23 protein-coding genes are annotated in these 26299 nt (G+C 73.6%); 14 read left to right on the top strand and 9 right to left on the bottom strand.

Features of this window, described 5'->3' with window-relative positions:
- The first annotated feature begins 44 nt into the window (after positions 1–44).
- The 4 genes from R2737_00340 (at position 45) to R2737_00325 (ending at position 2780) form a co-directional block, all read left to right on the top strand.
- On the top strand, positions 45–1121 hold the full coding sequence (locus R2737_00340; GenBank protein MEZ5114685.1) for a hypothetical protein: 1077 nt from the start codon (positions 45–47) through the stop codon (positions 1119–1121).
- Complete coding sequence (locus R2737_00335; GenBank protein MEZ5114684.1) at positions 1121–1405, top strand: ubiquitin-like small modifier protein 1; 285 nt, start codon at positions 1121–1123, stop codon at positions 1403–1405. Before R2737_00340 ends, R2737_00335 begins: the two co-directional genes overlap by 1 nt.
- Before the next feature lie 70 nt (positions 1406–1475).
- Positions 1476–2282, top strand: coding sequence for an alpha/beta fold hydrolase (locus R2737_00330; protein ID MEZ5114683.1), 807 nt, complete (start codon positions 1476–1478; stop codon positions 2280–2282).
- Between the two features lie 21 nt (positions 2283–2303).
- The gene (locus R2737_00325; protein ID MEZ5114682.1) at positions 2304–2780 is read left to right on the top strand and encodes a CoA-binding protein; all 477 of its coding nucleotides are present in this window, start codon (positions 2304–2306) and stop codon (positions 2778–2780) included.
- Here R2737_00325 and R2737_00320 read toward each other — a convergent pair.
- Both R2737_00320 and R2737_00315 read right to left on the bottom strand, forming a co-directional pair.
- Entirely contained in the window at positions 2746–4116 is a 1371-nt protein-coding gene (locus R2737_00320) for an aminotransferase class I/II-fold pyridoxal phosphate-dependent enzyme (GenBank protein MEZ5114681.1), read from the bottom strand. The genes R2737_00325 and R2737_00320 overlap by 35 nt on opposite strands.
- A 104-nt stretch (positions 4117–4220) precedes the next feature.
- Positions 4221–5513 (bottom strand): serine hydrolase domain-containing protein, encoded by a 1293-nt coding sequence (locus tag R2737_00315; protein ID MEZ5114680.1) that lies wholly within the window; start codon positions 5511–5513, stop codon positions 4221–4223.
- Between the two features lie 124 nt (positions 5514–5637).
- On the opposite strand from R2737_00315, the gene R2737_00310 reads away from it, so the two are divergent.
- On the top strand, positions 5638–6945 hold the full coding sequence (locus tag R2737_00310) for an aminotransferase class III-fold pyridoxal phosphate-dependent enzyme (protein MEZ5114679.1): 1308 nt from the start codon (positions 5638–5640) through the stop codon (positions 6943–6945).
- 186 nt (positions 6946–7131) lie between these two features.
- On the opposite strand, the gene R2737_00305 is transcribed toward R2737_00310, so the two are convergent.
- From R2737_00305 to R2737_00280, 6 genes are all read right to left on the bottom strand, one after another.
- Positions 7132–8445, bottom strand: a complete 1314-nt coding sequence (locus R2737_00305; protein ID MEZ5114678.1) for a serine hydrolase domain-containing protein — start codon at positions 8443–8445, stop codon at positions 7132–7134.
- A 145-nt stretch (positions 8446–8590) separates the two neighbouring features.
- Entirely contained in the window at positions 8591–9631 is a 1041-nt protein-coding gene (locus R2737_00300; GenBank protein ID MEZ5114677.1) for a GGDEF domain-containing protein, read from the bottom strand.
- Between the two features lie 168 nt (positions 9632–9799).
- Positions 9800–12310, bottom strand: a complete 2511-nt coding sequence (locus tag R2737_00295; GenBank protein MEZ5114676.1) for an ABC transporter permease — start codon at positions 12308–12310, stop codon at positions 9800–9802.
- A 5-nt stretch (positions 12311–12315) separates the two neighbouring features.
- Complete coding sequence (locus tag R2737_00290; protein ID MEZ5114675.1) at positions 12316–13071, bottom strand: ABC transporter ATP-binding protein; 756 nt, start codon at positions 13069–13071, stop codon at positions 12316–12318.
- A 167-nt stretch (positions 13072–13238) separates the two neighbouring features.
- Positions 13239–13889, bottom strand: coding sequence for a response regulator transcription factor (locus R2737_00285; protein MEZ5114674.1), 651 nt, complete (start codon positions 13887–13889; stop codon positions 13239–13241).
- Entirely contained in the window at positions 13886–15058 is a 1173-nt protein-coding gene (locus R2737_00280) for a histidine kinase (GenBank protein ID MEZ5114673.1), read from the bottom strand. Before R2737_00280 ends, R2737_00285 begins: the two co-directional genes overlap by 4 nt.
- A gap of 127 nt (positions 15059–15185) precedes the next feature.
- Here R2737_00280 and R2737_00275 point away from each other — a divergent pair, with 127 nt between their 5' ends.
- From R2737_00275 to R2737_00250, 6 genes are all read left to right on the top strand, one after another.
- A complete protein-coding gene (locus R2737_00275) occupies positions 15186–15995 on the top strand; it encodes a GGDEF domain-containing protein (GenBank protein MEZ5114672.1) in 810 nt (269 codons plus the stop codon).
- Positions 15992–17053, top strand: a complete 1062-nt coding sequence (locus tag R2737_00270) for a cobalamin-dependent protein (GenBank protein ID MEZ5114671.1) — start codon at positions 15992–15994, stop codon at positions 17051–17053. The genes R2737_00275 and R2737_00270 overlap by 4 nt, the downstream gene beginning before the upstream one ends.
- Positions 17054–17194: 141 nt before the next feature.
- Positions 17195–19747: an alpha/beta fold hydrolase gene (locus R2737_00265; protein ID MEZ5114670.1), complete on the top strand. Its 2553-nt coding sequence runs from the start codon at positions 17195–17197 to the stop codon at positions 19745–19747.
- Positions 19744–20655 (top strand): ABC transporter permease subunit, encoded by a 912-nt coding sequence (locus R2737_00260; GenBank protein MEZ5114669.1) that lies wholly within the window; start codon positions 19744–19746, stop codon positions 20653–20655. The genes R2737_00265 and R2737_00260 overlap by 4 nt, the downstream gene beginning before the upstream one ends.
- 20 nt (positions 20656–20675) lie before the next feature.
- On the top strand, positions 20676–21074 hold the full coding sequence (locus R2737_00255; GenBank protein ID MEZ5114668.1) for a DCC1-like thiol-disulfide oxidoreductase family protein: 399 nt from the start codon (positions 20676–20678) through the stop codon (positions 21072–21074).
- A gap of 42 nt (positions 21075–21116) precedes the next feature.
- Positions 21117–21719, top strand: a complete 603-nt coding sequence (locus tag R2737_00250) for a nitroreductase family deazaflavin-dependent oxidoreductase (GenBank protein ID MEZ5114667.1) — start codon at positions 21117–21119, stop codon at positions 21717–21719.
- Between the two features lie 27 nt (positions 21720–21746).
- On the opposite strand, the gene R2737_00245 is transcribed toward R2737_00250, so the two are convergent.
- Positions 21747–22916, bottom strand: a complete 1170-nt coding sequence (locus R2737_00245; GenBank protein ID MEZ5114666.1) for a DUF3089 domain-containing protein — start codon at positions 22914–22916, stop codon at positions 21747–21749.
- Positions 22917–22995: 79 nt separating this feature from the next.
- Here R2737_00245 and R2737_00240 point away from each other — a divergent pair, with 79 nt between their 5' ends.
- Genes R2737_00240 through R2737_00230 form a run of 3 tightly spaced genes read left to right on the top strand, consistent with a single transcriptional unit; the run spans position 22996 to position 26295 of the window.
- A complete protein-coding gene (locus tag R2737_00240; GenBank protein ID MEZ5114665.1) occupies positions 22996–23538 on the top strand; it encodes a heme NO-binding domain-containing protein in 543 nt (180 codons plus the stop codon).
- 7 nt (positions 23539–23545) lie between these two features.
- Entirely contained in the window at positions 23546–25870 is a 2325-nt protein-coding gene (locus R2737_00235; GenBank protein MEZ5114664.1) for an ATP-binding protein, read from the top strand.
- A complete protein-coding gene (locus R2737_00230) occupies positions 25870–26295 on the top strand; it encodes a VOC family protein (protein ID MEZ5114663.1) in 426 nt (141 codons plus the stop codon). Before R2737_00235 ends, R2737_00230 begins: the two co-directional genes overlap by 1 nt.
- The last annotated feature ends 4 nt before the right edge of the window (positions 26296–26299 follow it).

The raw sequence follows: 26299 nt of genomic DNA, 5'->3' as shown, positions 1-26299 counted from the left end.
GGCAGGGCTGTCGCGGTGTCGGAGGAAGGGCATACCGTGCCGCGATGACCACTCTGCTCGCGATCGGTACGCGTAAGGGGCTGTGGCTGGCCCGCAGCGACGACCGGCGGTCCTGGACCCTGTCCGAGCCGCACCTGCTGCCCGACGAGGTGGCCGCCGTGGCCCTCGACACCCGGCGCGACCCGGTGCGGATCCTCGCCGGCGTCCAGATGTCGCACTGGGGTCCGACCGTGATGTGGTCGGACGACCTCGGCGCGACCTGGCAGGAGACCGAGCAGGGGTCGATCCGGTTCCCCGAGGACACCGACGCGGCCCTGGCCCGGGTGTGGCAGCTGCAGCCGGACTCGGGGGACCGCCCGGACGTGGTGTGGGCCGGCTGCGAGCCGACCTCGCTGTGGCGCAGCGACGACGGGGGGCAGACGTTCGCCCTCGTCCGCGGGCTGTGGGACCACCCGCACCGACCGGACTGGCACCCGGGGTTCGGCGGTGCCGCCGTGCACACGGTCCTGCCCGACCCGGCCAGCGACCGAGTCGTGGTGGCCATGAGCACGGGCGGCGTGTACGTCAGCGAGGACGGCGCCACCGGCTGGACGCCGCACAACCGCGGGATCGGGGCGCCGTTCCTGCCCGAGCCGCCGGAGTACGGCCAGTGCGTGCACAAGGTCGCGGTCGATGCGACCGGGCACGGCACTCTGTACGCGCAGAACCACGGCGGGGTCTACCGGTCCGACGACGCCGGGGCGACGTGGACCTCGATCGCGGAGGGCCTGCCCAGCGACTTCGGGTTCCCGATCCTGTCGTCCCCGCGGGTGCCGGGGACCGCGTGGGTCGTGCCGATCACCGCGGACCGGCAGCGGGTGCCACCGGACGGCCGGCTGCGGGTCCACCGGACCCGCGACGGCGGGGCCAGCTGGACCGAGGGCGGCCCGGGACTCCCGGACCAGACGTGGACGGTCGTGCTGCGCGACGCCGCCTGCGTCGACGCCGCCGACCCCACCGGCGTCTACCTCGGGACCCGCGACGGTTGCGTCTACGCCAGCGCCGACGAGGGCGACACGTTCGTCACCGTTGCCACCCACCTGCCGGACGTACTGTCGCTGCGGGCCGTGGAACTGCCCTGATGCCGCAGACCCTGGTCCGCCTGCCCGCGGCGCTGGCGGACCTCACCGGCGGCCGCCGCTCGCTCGACGTGGCGGCGGACGGTGCCGACCTCCGCGCGGTGCTGGACGCGCTGGCCGCCGAGCACCCCGTCCTCGGACGGCGGCTGCGGGACGAGACCGGCGCGCTGCGTCGCTACGTCAACGTCTACGTCGACGGGGTGGACGTGCGCGGCGGCGCCGGTCTCGCTACCGCGGTGGCGGAGGGCGCCACCATCGACGTCCTGCCCTCGGTCGCCGGCGGCTGAGACGAGCGTCTCGCCGCTCGGGGACGTCCGACCCGTTGCGGGCGGCCTGGTTCGACGCTGTGCTGGACGGGTGCGCACCGCGCCGGTCGCTGCGGGGCACTTCGCGTCAGGAGTGCCGTACCTGCGTGTCGGCGAAGGACCTCCCCTGCTGGCGGTCTCCGGCCTGACCCCCGAGCACAAGAACCCGACCGGCTTCGAACGGCGGACGGAACTGGGACGGGTCGCGCTGCTGTCGGAGCACGTCACGGTGTACCTGGTGAATCGCCGCCCCGGCATCCCGGCCGGCACGACGATGTCGGACCTGGCCGGTGACTACGCGCAGGCGATCCAGCACGAGCTCGGCGGCGGACCGGTCGCGGTGCACGGCGTCTCCACGGGTGGCTCGCTGGCACTGCAGCTCGCCGTGGACCACCCGGAGCTGGTGCGGCGGCTGGTCGTCGTGTCGGCCGCGTACCGGCTCGGACCGGGCGGCCAGCAGGCGCAGCGGGACCTGGGGAACAGCATCGCGGCGGGCGACGCGCGCGGCGCCTGGGCTCGTTTCGGTCGGGCGGTGGCGCCGGGCGCGACGGGTCCGCTCGTCGCCGGAGCGATGTGGGCGATGGCGTCGCAGCTGACCCCCGACGATCCGTCCGACCTGCTGGCGACGATCGCCGCGGAGGACGCGTTCGACGTGCTGGACGGCCTCGGTCGGATCACCGCGCCCACGCTCGTCATCGGGGGTGAGCGCGACCCGCTGTACTCACCCGACCTGTTCCGGCGCACCGCCGACGGGATCCCCGGCGGACGCCTGGTCCTGCTGCGCGGCAAGGGCCACCTAGGCGCCTCGGCCGGGGACGTGACCGCCGCGCTGAGCCTCGGCTTCCTGCTCGGGGGCTGATCGAAGGAGTTGCGAGAGGGAATGACCAGCATCAAGGACGCCGCGGACACCTTCCTGTCCTGCAAGCGGATCGCGGTGACGGGAGTGTCCGGCGAGCCCAAGGGCCACGGCAGCAACGTGGTCTACCAGCGGCTCAAGGAGCGGGGGTACGACGTCTTCGCGGTGAACCCGAACCGGTCGTCCGTGGAGGGCGACACCGCCTACCCGGACCTGCGCTCGATCCCCGGCGGCGTGGAGGCTGTGGTCATCGGCACCCGGCCGGACCGCGCGATGGGCACCGTGAAGGAGGCCGCCGACCTCGGCATCACCCAGGTGTGGATGCACCGCGCCTTCGGCGGCGGCAGCGTGTCGCCCGACGCGGTCGCGTACGGCCGGGAGCAGGGCATGACCGTCATCGACGGGGGCTGTCCGCTGATGTTCGGGCCCACGTCCGACGGCGGGCACCGGTTCATGTGCCGGATGCTCACGTGGACGAAGAAGGTGCCCCGGACGGTGTGACCGGACCGCCGTCGGCGGTCCAGTGGATGGTGGTGAAGTCGGCCCGCCACGCGGTGACGTCGGGGGCCACGCTCTCCGGGTCGCCGTCGGGGTCGAGTGCGGCCGCGATGAAGCCCGCCAGCGTCGGCATGTCGGCGTCGGTCATGCCCAGCCGCACCGCCTCGGGGGTGCCGATTCGCAGCCCGTTGGTGTCCCCGGGCACCGGGTCCAGCGGCAGTCCGATGCCGCACGCGAGCAGGTTCGCGCGGCGCAGCCGCTGTGCCGCTGCCTGCCCGCCGCCGTACGCCTGCGCCTCCACCGCGAACTGGTGGGACCGGGTAGCGCCTCGGTCCGCCGCGAAGACGGGGACGCCGCGGTCGGCCAGTTCGCCGGCGAGGCGACGAGCGGCGGCGACCATGGCCCGCGCGTAGTCCGCGCCGACGGCCACCCAGTCGGCCAGCGTGACGGCGAGGGCGGCGGTGCGGCCGAGGTCGAAGTTGGCGGTGAGTCCGGGGTAGGCGATCGCCTCCACCCGCCGGGCGAGCTCGGCGTCGCGGGTGACGAGCAGCCCGCCGGCCGGGCCGCCGAGGCTCTTGTACGTGCTCATCGTCATCAGGTCCGCACCATCGGCCAGCGGGTCGGGCCAGGTGCCGCCGGCGACCATCCCGCACAGGTGCGCGGCATCGAACAGGACCCGCGCACCCACCTCGTCCGCGAGGGCGCGCACGTCGGCCACCGGGTGCGGGAACAGGTTGAGGCTGCCTCCCACGGTGATGAGGGCGGGCCGCTCCCGTCGGGCGACCTCGCGCAGCGCGTCGAGGTCGAGCGTGTAGCCGGCGGCATCCACCGGCGCGGGGACGGTGCGCAGCCCGTACAGACCGGCGGCTCCGGCCGAGTGATGGGTCACGTGCCCGCCGATGTCCTCCGGCGGGGCGATGATCGTGTCCCCGGGGCGGCAGGTGGCCATGAAGGCGTACAGGTTCGCCAGCGCGCCGGAACCGACCCGGACCTCCGCATGGCGTGCGCGGAACACCTCGGCCGCGAGCTCCGCCGCCGCGACCTCGATCCGCTCCGCGGCCTCGAGGCCCGTCTCGTACTTCGCCCCGGGGTAGCCCAGCGACGCGCGCGACCCCAGGCCGGCGGACAGAAGGGCCTCCGCGCGCGGGTTCATCCGGTTGGTGGCGGGGTTGAGGTTGAGCGTCTCGACGTCATGGATGCGTGCGCTGTCGAGGGTCCACTGCACCACCCGACGCTGCACCGCAACGGGTTCCAGCGCGGCAACCTCGTCCGCGACGGAGCGCACGACCTGACCGCTGGCCTCCGGCAGCCACTCCCGGTCCGCGAGCCCGCGCGTCACCGAACCTCCCCTGCACTCCGTGTGAACGCAGAACGATCTTCCGCGGAAGATCGTTCTGAGGATCCTCCTCCCAAGAACCCGGTGACCCGGGATCCCGCCAGCGGTCAGACCCGTGGGGCGTTGTCCGGGGAGACCGCCGCGGCCAGCTCCGCCCAGATGGTGGCGCTGGCGTTGTCGAACCCGCCGTCCGGCCCGAACGCCGACGGCAGGTATGTCGTCACGACCGTGATGGCCCACTCACCTTCGGGCAGGTAGCCACCGGTGGCCCCGGACCCGGCGAACAGTTTGGTGTTGGCGATCCAGGGGCCGTAGCGGATCACGCCGAGGCCGTAGTTGCGCTCCTCGGTGAGCGGCCCGCACCTCGGGCACTGCTCGGTGGGCGGGGTCCCCTGTCCGACCAGGTTGGCGCCCGTCTGCTGCTCGTACATCTCGGGGGACACCTGGGCGCCGGAACCGACGATCTCCATCGACCGGGTCACGTCGTCGATCGTGCTGGTCTGCACCGCCCCGGGAGCCGTGGTCCACGACGGGTTCCAGTACGTCGAGTCCTCGTAGAACGGGACGTCGGCGGGAACCTGCAGGAATGTCCGTCGCTCCGACGTGTACGACTGCAGCACCGGCTCGGGGATGAGGGGCGTGTCGTCGTTGCCGGTGGTCTGGGTCAGACCCATGGGCTGCACCACGTACTCCTCCAGCGCCTCGGCCGTCGACCTGCCCGTGATCTTCGACAGCACGTCGCCGAGGATCACGTAGTTGGTGTGGGAGTAGGCCCAGTTGGTGCCCGGTTCGAACCACATCGGCCGGGAGACGCCGATCTCGGTCAGCTCGGGGCCGGTCCACTGCCGGAAGGGGTCCGCCTGGGTCCCGTCGAGGACGTCCGGCGTGTAGACGTAGTCGGCATAGCCGGAGGTCATGTTGAGCAGCATGCGGATCGTGATCCGGTCGGCCTCGGGCAGGTCGGGCCGCCACGTCGACAGGGGGTCCTCCAGCGACAGCAGACCCTCGTCGGCCATCCGCGCGAACGCCTGGCCGATGTAGGTGAACGCGAACGCGCCGTTGCGGAAGTGCATGTCGGTCGTGGCCGGCACGCCCGTCATGGTCTCGCCGAAGGCGGCCTCGTAGACGTCGCGACCGCCCTGGGTGACCTTGACCAGGAGCGCCATCAGGTCGTACTCCGATACCGCCCGCTCCGACAGCCGGGCCAACTCGTCCACCAGCGCAGGGTCGACGTTCGCGGCGTCCTCGGAGATGCCGGTCCCGCCCCCGCCCTCGCCTGCCGTCCCCGGCGACTCCCCCGCCGGCGCGGTGGTCGTCAGCAGGTCGCTGGAGCACCCGCCCAGCAGGACGACGGCGGCGACCAGTACGGCCCCCGCACGTCCGGACCCTCGTGGCCTCACCCCAACGCGCATAAGCCCCTCCTCCGGCGTCAGCGGCAGCCTGCCATGCCGGCTCCCCGGCGCAGGGCAACGAGTACCGAAGTTCACACGTCCGCAGCACTCCCTGTCGACCTACGCTCGTCCGGTGAGCGCCAACACCGTGACCGGAGCGCAGACCGACCTCGACGCAGCTGTCGACCTGGCCCGGGAGAGCTACGCCGCCCGCCGGCCAGCATCGGCTCGGATGCACGACGAAGCGTCCGCCGTGATGCCGGGCGGCAACACCCGGACCGTGCTGTACCACGGGCCGTTCCCACTTCGGATCGTGTCCGGCGCGGGGGCGCGGGTCGTCGATGCGGACGGGATCGAGTACGTCGACCTGCTCGGGGAGTACACCGCGGGCCTGTACGGCCACAGCAACGCGGCGATCCGCGCCGCCGTGCACGCCGCACTCGACGGGGGCCTCAGCCTGGCGGCGCACAACGCGTACGAGGCCCGGCTGGCGCGGGCGATCGTGGACCGGTTCCCGCCGCTGGAGCTGGTGCGCTTCACCAACTCGGGCACCGAGGCGAACCTGATGGCGGTGTCGCTGGCCCGGGTGGCCACGGGGCGCCCCGGCATCGCGGTGGTGGACGGCGGCTACCACGGGGGGCTGCTCTACTTCGGGCACGGCGGCTCCCCCGTCAACGCGCCGTACGAGACCGTCGTGATGACGTACAACGACATCGAAGGGTCGCGGGAGGCACTGCGCGCCAACGCATCCCGGCTGGCGGCGGTGCTCGTCGAGCCGGTGCTGGGCTCCGGCGGCTGCATCCCCGCGGACCGCGACTACCTGCAGATGCTGCGGGAGGAGACCGCGGCGCTGGGGATCCTGCTGGTCCTGGACGAGGTCATGACGTCACGGCTGGCGTGGGAGGGGGCGGGGACCGCGTACGGGATCCGGCCGGACCTGATGACGCTGGGCAAGTACCTCGGCGGCGGCCTGTCGTTCGGCGCCTTCGGCGGCCGCGCGGACCTGATGGCCCGCTTCGACCCGTCCCGCGCGGATGCGCTCCCGCACGCCGGCACGTTCAACAACAACGTGCTGTCCATGGCCGCGGGCCTCGCGGGCATGACGGAGGTGCTCACCCCGGACCTGGTCCGCGAGGTCAACGCGCGCGGCGACCGGCTGCGAAGGGCGCTGTCGGCGGCGGGCGCCCCCTACGGCTGGACCGCGACCGGCGCGGGATCGATCGTCGGACTGCACCCGGTGCCCGGACCGGTGCGCTCCGCGGCCGACCTCGACGCGGCGGACCCGCGCCGGCGCGAGCTGCTGTTCCTGGACCTGCTGGAGCGGGGGTTCTACCTGGCTCCGCGCGGGTTCATCGCCCTCAGCCTGGAGGTCACCGATGCCGACGTCGACGCCGCCGTCGCCGCGGTCGCCGACGCCCTCGCCACGCACCCCAGCGCGTAACTCCCGCGCGTGGCCCCTTCGCGTGGCCCCTTCGCGTGGCGCCCGCGCCCTTCTCCGACGGAATGAGTCTGGGCGTTGCTTGCGGAGCCCTTTCGGGCCCGCAAGCAACGTAGGGACTCATTCGGCCGGGGAACCGCGGCGGAGTCAGGGGCGGCTCGTCGGTCCGAACGGGCCGGGGCCTCGGGGTCAGGCGAGCGGGGGTGGGGTGAAGGGGCTGCCGAGCGCCTCCGACAGCGACACGAAGACCCGGGTCGCGGGCGAGCGGCACTCGATCCCGGTCGGGTTGTCCGGCAGCACCGGCGACTCGGTGCAGTCACCGGAAGCGATGTCGCTGTTGGCCATGACGATCACCGTGGTGTCGGACCCGGTGTCGTAGAAGACCGACGTGTTGAACCCGGGCAGCTCGCCGGTGTGCCCGACCCAGCCGGCCACGCAGCCCATGGCGAGGCCGTAGCCCGCCTCGCCCGGGAACGAGGTCAGCCGCTCGGTCTGGGTCGCCTCGTCCAGCAGCCCCTGGCCGGTGCCGATGGCGCGGCCGTAGACCAGCAGGTCCCTCACGGTGGAGATGGCCTCGCCGGCGGTCCAGCCCCAGGCCGGGTTCCAGAACGTCGCGTCGGCGGGGTTCTCGGGGGTGCCGCTGCCCTGCAGGCTGTAGCCAGTCGCGTGCGGCTCGGGCAGGTCAGGCGACTCCCCCGGCCACGAGGTGCCCGTCAGGCCCAGCGGCCCGAACACCCGCTCCTGGAAGACATCCGCGACGTCCTGGCCGGTCACCTTCTCGATGACCTTCCCCAGCAGGATGGTGTTGGTGTTGGAGTAGTTGTACTGGGTCCCGGCCTCGAACAGCGGATCGAGGGACCGGGCCACGTCGAGCAGCTGGTCCGGCGTGAACACCTGCTCCGGGTCGGCGAAGTACGAGTCGGTGAACGTGCTGCTGAACGTGTACGACGCGATCCCGCTGGTCATGTCGGCGAGCATGCGCAGCGTGGCGGTGTCGCCGTTGGGCATGCCCTCCACGTACTGGTCGATCGTGTCGTCCAGGCTGAGCTTGCCCTCCTGGGCCAGCTGCAGGATGACCGTGCCGGTGATCGTCTTGGTGACCGAGCCGATGCGCTGGTGGACGTCGTCGGTCATGGGCGTCGTGCCCGCCCAGTCGGCAGAGCCGTACGCCTTCACCCAGGTGCCCTCCGGCGTGCGCACGCCCGCGACGATGCCCGGCGCCGACACGTCCGGCAGCGTCGCCTCCACCGCGGCGTCCAACGACGACACCAGGTCCTCGGGCAGGGCCGCGGTCAGCGACTCCGGGGACTGCTGCGCCGCGTACGCCGCGGCCGGGTCCTGCACGCAGGTGCTGGCCGGTGCGGCAGGCCCCGACGCGGAGCCGGCGGACGAGCCCGACGTCTCCGGCGTGGTGGACGACCCGCCGCCGGTGGTCGTGGACGAGCTGCAGGCCGCGGCCAGCAGCCCGACCGCGACGACACCGGCGACAGTGCGTGCGCGCATGACGTAACGCATTCCGTACCCCACCCCTCGCGCGACCGCACGGTCCCGCCTCCGGACGGCACGCTATCCCGCACCCCCCGCGTCGTGGTGCCGGTTGCGTGAGCCACAGCTCACGCAACCGGCACCACAGGGGGAGCGCGCGACGTCAGGCGGGATCCGCGGCCCCGACGTCCGCGGCGCCGCGGCGCCGGTACATGTCGGCGTCCGCGCGTGCGACGGCCTCGAGCACCGCCGGGACCGACGGACCGGCGGCGGCCAGGCCCACGCTCATGCGCCCGGACCAGCGTTCCGGGTCGGGTCCCTGCTCGCGGACGGCGTCCTGCAGAAGCTGTTCCAGCCGGGCGGGGGCAGGGGCCGCGCCCAGGCCGACCACCACGAACTCGTCCCCGCCCCAGCGGGCGACCAGGTCGCCCTGCCGCACCTGTCGCCGCAGCGCCCGTGCCGCCGCGGCGAGAACCTCGTCCCCGAAGTCGTGACCGTGGGCGTCGTTGGCCGCCTTCAGCCCGCGGACATCCACGAACACCACGAACAGCGAGTCCCCGTACCGCTGTGCCGTCGCGGCGACGACGCCGAGCTGGGCGGTGAGACCCCGACGATTGAGCAGGCCGGTGAGGGGATCCGTCATCGCCTGCTGCTCGCTGGCCGCGTGGGCGTCGGCCAGCTCGTCGAGGGTACGCAGACGCCGGCGGAGCAGGACGTAGGAGATGACCAGGCTCGCCACCGCGACCAGCAGCCAGTCGGCAGCATCCGGGACCGACCAGGCCACCAGCGCCACGGCGAAGGAGACGAGACCGACGGACGCCGCCACGAAGAACGGTGCCGGAGCCTCCGTGCCCGGGCCGAAGGCCAGCAGCACGCCGGTGATCCACACCAGGTTCACCACCCGGGGATCCCACAGGTACGTCAGCAGGAGCAGGCCGATCAACCCCACCGTGCACGACGCGAACACCCAGGGGACGGCGCCTGCCGGGAACCCCGGCCGGCGCATCGCCAGCGACAGCAGGCAGAACGCCAGACCGACGACCGCGGTGATCACGTACTCGTACCAGGCGCCCCGCGGCGGGATGACGTAGTTCAGGACCGGGAGCACCAGGACGATCAGTCCGGCGTACAGCAGGATGATCGGCGTCTCCCGCTTGCCGACCTCGCGGCGGTACAGCCGCCGGTGGTCGTGGCTGGTGCCCACGGGCCGCCTCCCCGGAGTGGCGCAGGGCCTGCCCGCTCCGTTCCCAGGGTAGGCCCGCGACCCCGGTGATCGCGGGTCAGCCCGCGGACGGTCCGACCCGCCCCACCCCGAATAGTGGTGCCGGTTGCGTGAGCCACAGCTCACGCCACCGGCACCACAGGGGTGTGACTACTCGTAGGCGATGGCGCGCAGCACGTCGAGGCGGGCGGCCTTGCGGGCCGGGAGCCCCGCGGCCACCACGCCAGCGAGCGCGGAGACGACCAGCCAGGTGGCGATCTGCGCGACCGGCAGTGAGAACGCCGTCAGGCCGTCCGCGGACAGCGCCGTCACCACGACCCAGCCTAGCCCGAGCCCGAGGACCGAGCCGACCACGGCGCCGAACAGCGCGGTCACCACGGCCTCGCTGGTGATCATCCAGCGCACCTGGCGCCGGGACATCCCCACCGCGCGCAGCAGCCCGATCTCCCGGGTCCGCTCCACGATGGACAGCGCCAGGGTGTTGGCGATCCCGAGCACCGCGATCAGCAGTGCCATCCCGAGCAGCGCGGTGAACAGCACGAGGAACGCGTCCACCTGGGCGACCACGCTGGCGATCTGCTCGGACACCGTCGCCACGGTGAGCGACGGGAAGGACGACAGCGCCGACTCGACCGCGGCCTTGCCGGTCTCCAGGTCCACGCCCTCGCGCAGCCCGACCAGGACGGTCGCGGCGTCGTCGGTCCCGCCGAGCCGGGTCCACACGGACTGGTCGACCGCGTACGAGTCGAGCGTGCCGTCGCGGTACGAGCCCACGACGGTCAGCTCGGCGCTGGCACCCGTCGGCGACTCGACGGTGAGGACGTCGCCCACGGCCACCCGGCCGTCGTCGACCAGGGCCTGGTGCACGAGCAGTCCGTCCCCGGCCTGCGACAGCGGGATGGTGGAGCCGGCGTCGTAGACGCGGTCGATCGTCGAGGACTCGAAGGAGGTCATCGCGGTCTCCACGCCGTCCACCCGTACGGCACCAACGCGCAGCGGGGAGGTCACCTCCACCTCGGGGGTCGCCACCACGGCGGCCTGCGCCTGCGGGGAGACACCGAGGTAGAAGTTCGACGACGACACCATCAGGTCGGCCGGGAAAGCGTCCTCGACCGAGGCCGCGATCGAGTCCTTGGTGGAGGACGCGAAGATCGCGGTGAACACCACGAGCGCGATGCCGACGGTGAGCGCGGAGGCGGTCGCGGACGTACGACGCGGGTCACGCCCGGCGTTCTCGCGCGCGAGCTGTCCGACGGCACCGGGGATCGGCCGGCCGACCACGGCGGCGATCGGGCGGGCGAGCAGCGGGGCGAGCGCGAGGACGCCGACGACGGTCAGGACGCAACCGAGCGCGATCAGGGCACCCTGCTCGACGGCGAGTCCGGCCATCGCGACCACCAGGCCCGCCGCGAGGACGGCCACACGCAGCCAGCTGCGGACCGGCTTCTCGCTGTGGGTCACGCCGGTCTGCTGCATCGCCGCGACAGGGGGGACGCGGGAGGCGTGCAGCGCCGGCACGAGCGCGGAGAGCAGGGTGACGACCACGCCGACGAGCATGCCGACGACGACCGTACGCGGCTCGATCGTCAGCGGTCCGTCCGGCGGGCCGAAGCCGACCGCGTCCATCCCTGCCTTGAGCAGCTGGGCGAAGCCGACGCCGGCGACCACACCGGCGGCGGACGCGAGCAGCGCCACCGCCAGCGCCTCGGCCAGCACGACCCCGACGACCTGGCGCGCTGAGGCCCCGACGGCGCGCAGGAGCGCCAGCTCGCGGGTCCGCTGGGCGACGATGATCCGGAACGTGTTGTAGATGATGAACGCGCCCACCAGCACGGCCACGGCGGCGAACGCCAGCAGCGCTGTCGAGAGGAAGCCGAGCCCCTCCGTGAAGCCGTCGATCGCCTCCGCCATCAGCTGGTCCCCGGTCACGACCTCGGCACCGGCGGGGAGGACGGTCGCGATGCGGTTGGCCAGCGCGGCCAGGTCCGTGCCCTCGGCGCCGGCCACGTCGATGAACGTCACCTGGCCCGGCAGGTCGAGGATGCGCTGCGCGTCGTCGAGCGTGATGACCGAGATCGTGGCGCCCGCGAGGTTGTTGGCGTCGCCGAAGGACGCGATGCCGACGAGCTCGAAGGACTCGGCACCGGTGGCGAACTGCAGGTCGATCCGGTCACCCAGGGCCAGGGACGCGGCCTGAGCGGTGGCGACGTCGACCACGACCTCCCCGTCGGCCTGCGGCGCGCGGCCGTCACCGGCGCCGATGCGGAACGGGTTCAGCTGCGGGTCCTGGATCCAGGAGTAGACGTACGTGGGCGGACCCTGACCGCCGACCGGCTCGCCGTCCGCGATGACCTGGCCGAACGCCTGGACGTAGCCCTCGGCGGCGGCGACGCCGTCGACCGCGGCCACGTCGGACACCAGCGACTGCGGCAGGGCCGCCGGCGCCGTGGTCACGTCGCCGCCGAACTCGGGTCCCTCGGCGCGTACGGATGCGTCGACGCCGGCGTACACGTCGGCGAACAGGGAGTCGAAGCGCGCCTGGATGGTGTCGGTGAAGACGAAGGTGCCGGAGACGAACGCAACCCCCAGCAGGATCGCCACGGAGGTGAGCGCGAGGCGGGCCTTGTGGGCCAGCGTCCCCTTGAGCGCGGTCTGCAGCATCGTCGTCACGCCCCCAGCGTCTTCATCCGGTCGAGCACGGAGTCGGCGGTCGGCTGGTCCATCTGGTCGACCACCCGCCCGTCCTTGAGGAAGACGACGCGGTCGGAGTACGCGGCGGCGTTGGGGTCATGGGTGACCATCACGATGGTCTGACCGAACTCGCGCACGGCCATCCGCATGAAGGACAGCAGCTCGGCACCCGACTGGGAGTCCAGGTTCCCCGACGGCTCGTCGGCGAAGACGATCTCCGGCTGGGACACCAGCGCGCGGGCCGCGGCGACCCGCTGCTGCTGGCCGCCCGAGAGCTGCGCGGGCCGGTGCTCGAGCCGGTCGCCGAGGCCGACGGTCGCGATCACCGTGTCGAACCAGGCGATGTCCGGCTTGCGTCCGGCGATGGTCAGCGGCAGCAGCACGTTCTCCCGCGCCGTCAGCGTCGGGATGAGGTTGAACGCCTGGAACACGAAACCGACCTTGTCCCGGCGCAGCCGGGTCAGGCCGCGGTCGTCGAGGCTGCCGAGCTCCTCGTCGCCGATCCAGACCTGGCCGGCGTCGAGGGTGTCCAGGCCGGCCAGAGTGTGCAGCAGCGTGGACTTGCCGGACCCCGAGGGGCCCATGATCGCGGTGAAGGCGCCGCGGGCGAACGAGATGTCGACGCCGTCGAGCGCGTGCACCTCGGCGCCGCCGAGGCCGTAGGTCTTGCGTCCGTCCGCCATGCGGGCGGCGATGCCCGTCCGTACGGCGATCTCCGGTGCGAGGGTCATGGTGGGTTCCTCCCTGGTGTGGCTCGTGACTCCAGGGTGTTCCGCAGCGGTGCCCGGCCGCGTCCGGCGGTGGAACGGTTCTGCTCTGCTCCCACGGGACGACGCGACGCGGGGCCCGGTCCTCCGTACGGAGGACCCGGTCGGACCGCGGGGGACCGACGGCGCGGTCAGGCGCCGGGGTGGACCAGCCCGGACTCGTACGCCGCCACGACCAGCTGCACGCGATCGCGCAGGCCGAGCTTGGTGAGCAGCCGGGACACGTGGGTCTTCACCGTGGTCTCGCCGAGGAACAGCTCCCCGGCGATCTCGGCGTTGGTGAGCCCGCGGGCCACCAGGCGCAGCACCTCGACCTCGCGGTCGGTGAGCGAGTCCAGCCCGTCCGGCTGCGTCGACTCGGGCCGGGCGGCGAACTCCGCGATCAGCCGACGCGTGATCGAGGGGGCCAGCAGCGCATCCCCCTGCGCCACGACGCGGATCGCCGCGACCAGGTCGTCCGCGGGGGCGTCCTTGAGCAGGAAGCCGGAGGCGCCACCGCGCAGTGCGCCGTACACGTAGTCGTCGAGGTCGAACGTCGTCAGCACGATGACGGCGACCTCCGGGTGCGCCGAGGTGATCCGCCGGGTGGCCTCCAGGCCGTCCATCCCCGGCATCCGCACGTCCATCAGGACGACGTCGGGCACCTCCCGCGCGACGAGCGCGACGGCATCCGTGCCGTTCCCGGCCTCCCCCACGACCTCGAGGTCGTCCTCGGCGTCGAGCACCATCCGCAGGCCCGTACGCACCATCACCTGGTCGTCGACGATGACGAGGCGGGTCATGCCCGCACCGGCAGGGTCGCGTGCACCTGGAAGCCGCCGCCCGCGTGCGGGCCGGTCTCCAGCGTCCCCTCCAGCAGGCCGACCCGCTCCCGCATGCCGACCAGGCCGTGCCCCCCGCCGGAGCCGTTGAGCGGGGTGGCGGCCCCCCGGCCGTCGTCGACGACGGTGATGTCGACCGCGTCAGCCCCGTACGAGACCGTGACGTCGGCGTGCACACCGGGGCCGCCGTGCTTGAGCGCGTTGGTCAGGGACTCCTGCACGATCCGGTACGCGCTCAGGTCGACGCCGCCGGGCAGCCGGCGCGGCTCGCCGCTGACGTGCACGTCGACCGGGAGCCCCGACTCGGCGAAGTGCTGCGCCAGTCGGGGAAGCTCCTGCAGCCCCGGCTGCGGCTCCCTCGGCTCGTCCTCCCCCTCCGCGCGCAGCAGCCCGACCATCCGGCGCATCTCGGCCAGTCCCTCGCGACCCGCGCCACTGATGGTCGCCAGCGCCTCCCGCACCCGTGGATCGCCGTCCTTGTCCAGCCGCGCGGCGCCCTCCGCCTGCAGCGTCATCACGACGATCTGGTGCGCGACGACGTCGTGCAGCTCTCGGGCGATCCGGGCCCGCTCGTCGGCGACGGCAGCGGCGGCCGCCTCCTCCCGGTCCCGTTCGGCACGCTCGGCACGCTCCTGCAGGAGCCGGTTCACCGTGCGGCGCTGGTGCCCCTCGCGGCCGAGGTACAGCGCGACGAGTGCCGTCAGCAGCACGATCGCCGCGTCGTCGTAGCCGACGGACTCCAGGATCACCGCGCCGTACAGCGTGTAGCCGGACACGACCGCGATCGCGGCGCCGCCGATGACGGCGGAACGACGGGGGCTCAACTCCAGGCCCACGGCGTGGATCGCGAACAGCGGCCCGAGCGTGGCCATGGTGCCCGGGTAGTCCAGCCCCCGGTCGAGGAAGAACCCGGCCAGGACCACCGCCAGCACCACGACCGGGTAGCGGCGCCGCAGCACGAGCGGCAGGGTCTGCACGGCGATCAGCAGGTAGCCGAACACGTCGGTCTGCCGGAGGAAGACGTCGGTGACGCCAAGGTCCTGGTAGTCCCGCAGCGACGCCAGCGCGAGCACAAACAACCCGACGCCGATGACGGTGTCGGACACCCAGGGCGGGACGCGTCGCTTCATCGCTTCCGAGCGTACGGCGGCCCCCGCGGCGTCGGCGTCGTCCTGCGGGAGGATGCGCCTCCTTCCCCAGGAGGAACCGGCCGACGGCGAGGCGTAGCCTCACAGCAGGCGAGTCAGGGGGGGAGTGATGACGGAGTCCCCAGCCCCGTCCGAGGCGCCGGACGAGGTCGAGCGCCGTGCTCTCACGGCCGCCCTCCGGGCGACGAGGCAGATCCTGCGGGCGCGTGACGGTCGCACGGCGCAGCGGGCGCTGGTCGACCTCACCCGGGCCCTCGGCGCCGGGGTCGCCCCGGCCGAGGACAACCCTCCGGACGCGGTGCCCATCGACCTGTCCCTCGGCGAGTCCGATCCCCTGCTCCCGGTCACCGCCGATCCGCAGGTGCGCCTGCTGCTCAACCGGTTCCTCGTGCCCGCCGTCTCCGACGCGCGCACCGTCGTCGACCGGGGGGTGCGCGCCGACATCCTCACCGAGAACGCCACCCTGGATGCGCTGACCGGACTGTGGAGCCGTCGGCCGCTCACCCAGGCCATCAACGGCGCGGCGGTCGGGGACGCACTGGCGCTGCTCGACCTCGATCACTTCAAGCGGGTCAACGACACCCTCGGTCACGATGCCGGGGACGAGGTCCTGAAGGCCTTCGCGGCGCACCTGCGCGCGGAGGTGCGCGACCGCGACATCGTCGGCCGGCTCGGAGGTGAGGAGTTCGTGCTGCTGCTGCCGGGAACGACGCTCGACGACGCCGTGGCCGTGCTGCGACGGGTCCGGGAGACCTGGCCGGCGGCCAGTCCGCAGCACGTCACGTTCAGCGCCGGCGTGGTGTCCGTGGTGCAGCCACCGGATCCGCACGAGCTGCCCGGCCAGCACGCCCTGAAGCGGGCCGATGCCGTGATGTACCGCGCCAAGGACTCGGGGAGGGACGTGATCCAGTGGCAGTGAGGGTCGACGCCGGGCTGCTGGACGAGGCTCGGGTCCGCTACCTCGACGCCGTCCTCCGGGGCGAGCGCCGCGGTGCCATCGACGTGTGCCTGGACCTGCTCGACTCCGGTGTCCCCGCGGAGCAGGTCATCACCGGCCTCCTCGCACCCGCCCAGGTCGAGGTGGGGAACGGCTGGGTCCGCGGCGAGTGGAGCGTCGCCATGGAGCACCGCACGTCGGCGATCACCGAGTCCGCGCTCCAGGCGGTCTCCGACGCGGCGATGCGCGCGCCCGGAGCACCGGCCGAAGGCTCACGGGGGCGTGCGGTGGTCGCCTGCACCGAGGGCGAGTGGCACCTGCTCCCGGGCCGGATGGCGTCGGAGGTGCTGCGGCTGCGGGGCCTGGACGTCACGTTCGTCGGCCCGTCGGTGCCGGCGACCGACCTGGCCGAGATGCTGGGGGACGACCCCCCGCCCGTGGTCGGGGTGAGCTGCTCGATGCCGATGTCCCTGCCCGGCGCGCTGCGCACCATCACGGCGCTGCGGGCCATCGGCATGACCGTGGTGTGCGGCGGACGGGGGTTCGGGCCCGACGAGACGTGGTCACGCACCCTGGGCGGCGACCTGTGGGGCGGGGACCTGTCCGGCGGTGCCGACCTCGTCGTCGCGCTCGCGGCCGCACCGGCAGCCCCGCCGCGCGGCAGCGCGGTCGGCGAACGGGTGCAGGCCGAGCTGCGGATCGCCGAACGCGACCACCAGTCCGTGGTGGAGAGCGCGGTGGCCCGGGCGCTGGCGCGCTGGCCGTTCCTGACCGGCGAGGACGCGGCCATCCGGGCCACCCGTGAGGACCTGTCCAGCACGCTGCGCATCCTGGCGGCCACGGTCACCACCGGCGACCAGCGGGTGGTGCTGGAGTACGTGTCGTGGTTCGAGTCCGTCCTGGCCGCCCGCGACCTGCCGCTGTGGTTCGTACCGGCGGCGTTCGAGCTCCTGCTCGAGGCGCTGTCCGACGACCTGCCCCTGCTGCGCGAGGCGGCGCGCGCCGGCCTGGCGGCCTGCGTGGGACCGGTGCCCGGGTGAGCGACCGCGCCCCGGGATCGACCGCGCGCGCCTAGCCCGCACCCACCCGTCCGTCGCCGTGCCGGACCCTCCGGTGGATGCGAGGGTGGAGGACGCAACCGGGACCGCGACCGCGGGCCCCGCGACGGAGGGCAGGCTCGGATGAAGCGACGCACCGTGATCGCGGTCGTCGTCGTCGCCGTGCTGGCCGTCGTCGGCGGCGCGCTGCTCCTCACGCGCGACTCGGGGCCGTCGGTGGCGCAGCAGGACCTCGTCGTCCCGGTGGGTCCGGAGCCGGACGGAGAGCCGGTGTCGATCGACGCGACCGTCTTCGCCCCGGACCTGCCCGGGCCGCTCCCGGCCGTGCTGCTGGCACACGGGTTCGGCGGGTCGAAGGCGGACCTCACCGAGCAGGCGCGCACGCTGGCGCAGCGCGGGTACGTGGTGATGACCTACAGCGCCCGCGGCTTCGGCGCGTCCGGCGGACGCATCCACCTGAACTCCCCGGAGTACGAGGTCGCGGACGCGCAGGCGCTGCTGGACGTGCTGTCCGCCCGGCCGGACGTCGTCCTCGATGCGCCGGGGGACCCACGGGTCGGCGTGGCCGGGGGGTCGTACGGCGGTGCGCTGGCGCTGCTGCTGGCCGGCTACGACGACCGCGTGGACGCCGTCAACCCGCGGATCACGTGGCACGACCTGGCGGAGTCCCTGTTCCCCCAGTTCGCCGCGTCCGGGCCGCCGTCCACGCCGGCGGCGTTCCCCCCGATCGACCAGCCCGGGGTCTTCAAGAAGCTGTGGGCAGGGGTCTTCTTCGGTTCCGGGTCGGCGCTCGGGACCCCGGCGGGCCAGCAGCCCACGCAGTGCGGCCGGTTCGCGCCCGACGTGTGCGCCGCGTACGACGACAGCGCCGCGTCGGGGCTCCCGACCGCCGAGATCCTGGCACTGCTGCGCCAGTCCAGCCCGGCCACCGTCCTCGACCGGATCACCGCGCCGACCCTGCTCGTCCAGGGGCAGGCGGACTCGCTGTTCCCGCTGTCGGAGGGCGATGCGAACGCCGCCGGCATCGCGGCCACCGGGACCCCGGTCACGACGGTCTGGTACGCCGGCGGCCACGACGGGGGTGATCCGGAGGCCGAGCGGATCGATGAGCTGACCTACGCGTGGTTCGACCGCTACCTGGCCGGGGACGCTGCCCCGTCGAGCCCGCGGTTCGAGGTGACCGGCGCCCCGGCGTCGCTGTTCGGCGCGCGCACCGGGGCACCACCGCAGGTCCTGGTCGCCCCGGGCCTCCCGGGCGCGGGGCCCACGCCGCAGGCGCCCCGCACGGAGCTCCCCCTCACGGGGCCGCCGCAGACGGTCGTGGCCCCCGCCGGGGGGAACCCGGCCCAGATCTCGTCGCTGCCCGGTCTCGGGGAACTGATCGGCACGCTCCTGCGCCGGTCGACGACGGCGCTGCCCGACATCCCCGGCCAGAGCGCCACGTTCGTCACCGAGCCGCTGACGCAGCCCCTCACGCTGGTCGGGTCCGCCACGGTCGACCTGCGCATCCGCACCGAGGCCCCGGACGTGACGCTCTTCGCCAAGCTGCTGGACGTCGCTCCCGACGGCGCCGGAGCCGTTCTGCCCCAGCGCCTCGTGGCGCCACTGCGACTCGCCGAGGGTGGGGAGCAGCAGGTCACCGTGGTGCTGCCCGCGGTCGTCCGCGAGATCCCGGTGGGGCACCGGATCGCGGTCGTCCTCTCCACCACCGACCAGGCGTACGCCATGCCCGCCGACGCGCGGACGTACGAGGTCTCCTTGGCGGGACCGGCCGCGGTCTCCCTCCCCCTCGTCGCAGTGGAGCCGTTGCCGCGCGACAACACCGGGCTGTTGCTGGCCGTGGCGGCGCTGGCCACCGTCGCGGTGGCGTGGACGGCGGTGGCGTGGCTGGTCCGACGCCGGCGGCTGCGCGAGTCCCTCGACGTGGACCCCGAGCTGCTCGGGACGCCGCTGGTCGTGCGCGGCCTGGGCAAGGAGTACGCGGGCGGCTTCCGCGCGGTCAGCGACGTGTCGTTCCGGGTCGAGCAGGGGCAGGTGCTGGGCCTGCTTGGGCCCAACGGCGCCGGCAAGACGACGGTGCTGCGGATGCTCATGGGCCTGATCCACCCGACCGAGGGCGAGCTGCGCGTCTACGGTCACCGGGTGACGCCGGGTGCGCCCGTGCTGTCGCGTCTCGGCGCGTTCGTCGAGGGTCCCGGGCTGCTGCCCTTCCTGTCCGGACGGGCGAACCTGGAGCTCTACTGGCGGGCGACCGGCCGGCCCCTGGCCGAGGCCCACCTCGACACCGCGCTCGAGGTGGCCGGACTCGGCGACGACGTCGACCGCCGCGTGCGCACGTACAGCCAGGGCATGCGGCAGCGGCTGGCGATCGCTCAGGCGATGCTCGGCCTGCCGAACCTGCTCGTGCTCGACGAGCCGACCAACGGCCTCGACCCGCCGCAGATCCGCGAGATGCGCGAGGTCCTGCGCACCTACGCCGAGACCGGGCGCACCGTGATCGTGTCCAGCCACCTGCTCGCGGAGGTCGAACGCACCTGCACCCACGTGGTCGTGATGAACCGGGGCCGCGTGGTGGCGGCCGGCGCCCTGGACCAGCTGGTCACGTCGGAGGACCTGGACGCGGGCGCCACCAACCTGGAGGACGTGTTCCTCACGTTGATCGGAGCGGCGGAATGAGCACCTCCACGCACCGCGGGGTTCACGACCGGCTGCGCGCCGCGCCGCCGCCGGGGGTGTCCGCGGCCGACGGGTCCGCGCCGGGCTGGTCGGCCGACCGGACCCTCGGTCTGCGCGTCGAGCTGGTCCGGCAGTGGCGCCGGCGCCGGACCAAGCTCGTGCTCGCCGGGCTGGCCCTGTTCCCCGTCGTACTCGCGCTGCTGTTCGCCCGGGACCGCGGCGGCGAGCCGGTCGCCGGGACCCGCCTGGTGGACCTCGCGACCAACGGTGCGGTCAACTTCGCGCTGTTCATCGTGTTCGCGTCGTCGACCTTCCTCATCATCGTGGTGGTCGCGCTGTTCTGCGGGGACACGGTCGCCAGCGAGGCCTCGTGGTCATCGCTGCGCTACCTGCTCGCGCTGCCGGTCAACCGCGGGCGCCTGCTGCGGCAGAAGCTGGTCGTGTCGCTCGGTCTGGCCCTGAGCGGGCTGGTCATCCTTCCGGTGTCCGCGTTCCTGGTCGGGGGGCTGCTGTTCGGCTGGGACTCCGCCCGCACGCCCACCGGTGCCGTGATCCCCGCGGGGGAGGCGGTGTTCCGGCTCGCGATCATCACCGGCTACCTCGCGCTGGCGCTCCTGGTCGTGGCCTCGATCGCCTTCACCCTGGGCGTCTACACCGACGCCCCGCTGGGGGCCGTCGGAGGCGCGGTGCTGCTGGTGATCCTGTCGAGCATCCTGGACCAGGTGGAGGACCTCGGGCCGGTGCGCGAGTACCTGCCGACGCACTACCTCGGGGCCTGGCTGGACGCGATCAACGATCCGATCGTGTGGGACGAGATGGCCCGCGGCGTGGTCATTTCCGTGGCGTACAGCGCGGTGCTGCTCGCCCTCGCGTGGCGGCACTTCCGGCGCAAGGACATCGTGTCGTGACGCGCGCGGACGGTCGCCACGTGACCGTGCCGGGACGCGGGGCCGACCCCGTCCTGGTGATCGACGGCGACTGCGGCTTCTGCCGGCGGTCCGCCGATGCGCTGCAGCGGTGGCTGCCCTCGGGGTGGACGGTGCGGGAGTCCCAGCAGGTCGACCCCGGACCGCTGGGGCTGACGGCGGCGGACCTGGCACGGTCCGCCTGGTGGGTCGAGTCCACTGCGGAGGGGACGCGGTCGTACGGGGGTGCCCGGGCCGTCGGTGCCGTGCTGCTGCGGGCGCGCCGGCCCTGGTCGACCGCCCTGGGGATGGCGGCATTCGTGCCGCCCACGTCGTGGGTCGCGGCGGCTGCGTACCGGGCCGTGGCCCGGTACCGCGGCCGGCTCCCCGGCGCGACGCCCGCCTGCCGCACGGACGGGTGACGCCGCGGACACGGCGAACCCGTCCGTGCCAGGCTGGGAGGCATGTCCGAGCGGGACGAGGCGCTGCGACAGGCGTTCCGGGTCTTCAACAGGGGGATGCTGCTGGCCTGGCGGCTGGACCTCGGCCGCTTCCTCAACCGGCCGTGGCTCGGCGGCCAGATCATGGTGATCACGCACACGGGGCGCACCTCAGGCGCGCGCTACCGGACGCCGGTCAACTATGCCCGGTACGACGGGGACGTCTACTGCACGGCCGGGTTCGGGCGCCGGACCGACTGGTACCGCAACGTTCTCGCCCACCCTCAGGTCGAGGTATGGCTGCCCGGCGAGCAGCTCGGCGCCCCGGTCGGCTGGTGGGAGGCGACCGCGACCCCGGTGCCCGACGACGACCCGGACCGACTGCCACGGCTGAGGGAGGTGCTGGTGGCCAGCGGCTTCGCCGGTCGGCTCGACGGCTTCCGTCCCGGGATGCCGGACGACGCGCTCGCGACGCTGACCGAGAACCTGCCGCTGGTGCGCATCGGTCTCGGGGCCGCGCGGACCGGTGACGGCGGCCCGGGCGACCTGGCTGCGGTCTGGCCGCTGGCGGCCACCGTCCTCGCCCCGCTGGCCGGACGCGGCCTCCTCCGTCGTCGGACCCGATAGCCAGCCGGGCCGGCCCGGGGCGGCCCGCTACGACGTGCGCAGGACCGTGCGGGCCTGGCGGCGCGCCAGGTCCACCAGGTCGCCCAGACCCAGCGTGACGTCCAGCCGGTGCAGCCCCCACGAGCCGGACGACCCGGCCTGCCAGACCTCCTCCGGCAGCAGCGACCCCGGCACCTCGCTGACGTCCAGCCAGGTGTGCGACCCGTTCGACCGGCACCGGCCGTCGACCGAGCGCACGAACTCGGCGTACCCGACCACGTCCTGCGCACCCGCCGACGACGGCCGGGGGACGACCGGGCTCAGCCGGGCGGACCCGCCGGCGGGGCGGGCCGGGTTCACGCACACCGTCCGGCGCCCGTCGACGTCGCGGCCGAACAAGCCGTCGGCCGGCGGCGGCCCGGCGTACGTGTTGTAGGCGACCACGCAGCGGGCCTGGTCGGGGCGGCGGCACGGCGGAACGTTCTGGAACGTCCCGCGGGTCCTGCTGCCGGGGGCCAGCCACACCCCGCCGCCGATCAGCATCGCGGACACCATCCGGCGCCGCAGGTCCCGGTTGCCGTCGATCTCCTCCTGGACCAGCTGGGTCAGCGCGATGGCGCCCTGGGAGTGCCCGAGCAGCAGGAACGGGCGGCCCTGGTTGAACCGGTTGAGGTAGTCGTGGAAGGCGCTCACGACGTCGCGCTGCGCCAGTGCGCGGGCCGCCGGGTCGGTGAACGCACCCGCGGCGAGCCCCGCCGACGTGATCTGCCGGTAGACCGGGGCGTACAGCCGGCAGACCGACTGGAACGGCACCGCCTGCGCCCGGGCGACGTACACCAGCTCCGGCGTGACCCGCTTGGGCGCGTTCGTCGTCGGCGCGCGGGACACCGTGGGGTAGACGTAGAAGCAGTCGAACCGGGGGCTGCGGGCCGGCGCGTACGAGCCGGTCCGGGTCCGGCCGTCCGGCTGGACCACGGTCAGCCCGACGTCGTCCTCGCACGGGTTGTCCGGCATCCCCGGCCGGCACAGCCACACGGTCTTGGTCGGCACCGGGTAGCGGGCCCGCTCCGAGGGCACCGCACCGGACGCGGCAGCAACGGCTGCGGCGGGAGCGGCCTCGGCCCCGGGCACCGCGACACCGGCGATGCCCACCGGCACGGCCAGGGCCAGCGCCACGGCCGCGGCGGTCCACCGACGCGACCATCGGCTGGCGGGCACGGGTCCAGTGTGCGCCGACGCCACGACCTCGCGCGGCCAGCCCCTACTGTTGGCCCGCGGGGCGAGCGGAAGGGCGCGCATGTACGGCATGGTCCAGCTGGGGATGGAGGCCATGGTCACGCAGGAGTACGACCATGACACCTGGGTCCGCATCACCGAGCGAGCCGGCCACCCGGACCTCGTCACCGTCAGCAACGCGCCCTACCCGGACGAGCTGACGTACGGCCTGGTCGGCGCCGCGTGCGAGGAGCTGGGCGCCGATCCCGCCGCGCTGCTGCACGCCTTCGGCCGGTACTGGGTGGCCCAGTTCGCGGTCGACCACTACCGGACCCTGCTGGACGCGGCGGGCGACGACCTGCCCTCGTTCCTCCGCAACCTCAACAACCTGCACGTCCGCGTGGGGCTGCTGGTGCCCGGCTACCGGCCACCGAGGTTCGAGGTGACCGACGAGACCGAGGGCGGCCTGCAGGTCCACTACTACAGCGAGCGCGAGGGGCTCGTGCCGTTCGTCAGCGGCCTGCTGGTCGGGGTGGGGGACCGCTTCGGCGTCCCGGTCTCGGTGGAGCACCTGACCGGCAAGGACCAGGGGCTGGACCACGAGGTCTTCTCCCTCACCTGGTGACCGCCGGATGACCACCCCCTTCGCGACCGAGCTGCCGCTGCTCACGCGGCTGTTCCCGTTCCTGTGCGTGCTGGACCGGGACCTGGTCGTGGCGCACGCGGGTCCGAGCCTGGTCAAGCTGCTCGGGCGGACCCCGGTCGGGGAGGACTTCGCCGAGGTCTTCACGGTCGACCCCCTCTACGGCCGGCTCGATGCCGGCCGGATGTCGGGGCTGCGGGACCAGCTCTTCGTCGCGCGGGTCGGTGCGGAGGGCCTCCGGCTGCGCGGCCAGGTGATCGAGGACCCGGAGACCGGCGGCTTCCTGGTCGCCTGGTCCCCGTGGATCTCCTCCACGCAGGAGTTCGACGGCGCCGGCTTCCGCCTCGACGACTTCGGGGTCCAGGACCCGATCGTCGACATGATCCACCTGCTGCAGGCCTTCGACCGGGCCCAGCGGGAGGCCGCCGCGCCGCTGGAGCAGGTCCGCCGCTTCTTCAAGGTGGCACCGGACCTGATGCTGATGCTCGACCCCACCGGTCGGATGCGCCGGGTCAACCACGCGTGCGAGGTCTTCTTCGGCCGTGCCGCCGACGGGCTGCGCGGCGCCGACCTGCGCGACTGGCTCGACCAGCCCAGCCGAGACCGGCTCGACACGACCCTGGCCTCCGTCGTCGGCACCGACCGGGTGGAGACGGTCGTGCTCCAGGTGGAGGCACCCGGGCTCGGCTGGCGGACCCTGGAGTGGGCCTTCACCTCCGACCCCGACGGTGGCGTGGTCTTCGCGACGGCACGGGACACCACCCAGGCGGAGGAGACCCGGAGGGTCGCCACGCGGATCCTCCAGAGCGCGCCCAACGCCATGCTGATGGTCGACCCGGCGGGCCAGATCCGCTACGCCAACGTGGAGGCCGACCGCCTGTTCGGCCGACCGCTCGGCGGCCTGGTGGGTCGGTCCATCGAGGAGCTGGTCCCTCCTGGAACCCGCAGCCGGCACGTCGCCCTGCGGGAGGGACTCACCGCCGGTGGCCTGCCCGACGCACCGCACGTCATGGGGCAGGGCCGGGACCTGACCGGTGTCACGGCGGACGGGACCGAGATCGACCTGCAGATCACCCTCACCTCGCTGGCCATCGACGGCCGCCCGCACACCCTGGCGTCCGTGGTCGACATCAGCGCCCGCAAGGCGCTGGAGCAGGAGCTGCTCGCCACCCGCGACGCGGCGCTGGTCCTGGCCCGGACGAAGGCCGACATCCTGGCCAACACCAGCCACGAGATCCGCACCCCGCTGACGGCCATCCTCGGGATGACGGACCTGATGCTCGACACGGAGCTCACGCCGGAGCAGCAGGAGATGCTGGGCACGGCCCGCACCGCCGGGGAACGCCTGCTGTCGCTGGTCAACGACATCCTCACGCTGTCCAAGGCGGACGCCGGGGCGCACGTCGTCGAGTCCATCCCGTTCAGCGTGGTGGAGCTGGTCGAGGAGTGCGCCTCGCTGGTCGCCGCCGGCGCGCGGGCCAAGCACTTGGACGTGGTGACCAAGGTCCGGGGCGGGACCCCCGCCAGCGTGGTCGGCGACCGGGAGAAGCTGCGCGCCGTGGTCCTGAACCTGGCCGGGAACGCGGTCAAGTTCACCGAGGAGGGCGGTGTCGAGCTGAGCGTGGGCCCGGCCGAGGACGGGCAGGTCTCGATCACGGTGCGGGACACCGGGATCGGGATCGACCCGGACCGAGTGCCGCACCTGTTCGAGCCGTTCGTCCAGGCCGACGCGTCGACGACCCGGCAGTACGGGGGAACCGGCCTCGGGCTGGCCATCAGCCGGCAGCTGGTGGAGGTGGTCGGCGGGACGCTGGCCGTCCGCAGCGTCCCCGGGGAGGGCAGCACGTTCACCGTCACCGTGCCCTATCCGGCTGCGGCAGAACCGATGCCACGACCGGAGAGCACAGCCGAGGCCACCCCGCCGTCGTTGCACGGCCTGCGCGTCCTGCTGGTCGAGGACAACCTCGTCAACGCCGTCGTGGTCTCGAAGATGCTGGAGAAGGCCGGCGTGGAGGTGGTGCGCGCGGGTGACGGGCGGGAGGCGCTGGAGCGCATCGCCGCCGACTCGCCCGACCTGGTGCTGATGGACTGCCACATGCCCACCATGGACGGCTTCGACGCCACCCGTGCGCTGCGGGCGCGCGAGAGCGGTGACGAGCACCTGACGGTCATCGCGCTGACCGCGGGGGCGTTGGACGAGGACCGCCAGCGCTGCTTCGACGCCGGCATGGACGACTTCATGACCAAGCCGGTGACGCTGGACGCGCTGACGCGGATGCTCGCGCGGCACGCCATCTCGGACCGGACGGCCTGATGCCGCCGTCGGACGCACGGCCCCCGGAGGTCCGTCAGCTGCGGCTGGTGGTGGAGGTCGACGACCTCGCCGCCGCCGAGCGGTTCTTCCGCGACGTGCTGGGGCTCCCGGTCGAGTTCGCGGTGGACTCCGAGGGCGGGGCGCGGGTGCTCGCCCTGCAGGCGGGGCGGGCGACGCTGGAGCTCGTCAACCCCGAGCAGGCCCGCCTGATCGACCGGCTCGAGGTCGGCCGCGACGTCAGCCGTGGGATCCGGGTCGCCTTCGAGGTGGCCGACGTCGACTCCGCGACGGACCGTCTCGTGGCCGGCGGGGCCGACCTGCTGGCACCCCCGACCCGCACGCCGTGGGACTCGCGGAACTCCCGCCTGGAGGGCCCCGGTGGCCTGCAGCTCACCCTGTTCGAGGAGCTGGAGCCGCCGGGCTGAGCGG

This window comes from Candidatus Nanopelagicales bacterium (genome assembly GCA_041393815.1).
Taxonomy (GTDB): domain Bacteria; phylum Actinomycetota; class Actinomycetes; order S36-B12; family JAWKJK01; genus JAWKJK01.
This window is presented reverse-complemented; position numbering and strand designations above follow the sequence as displayed.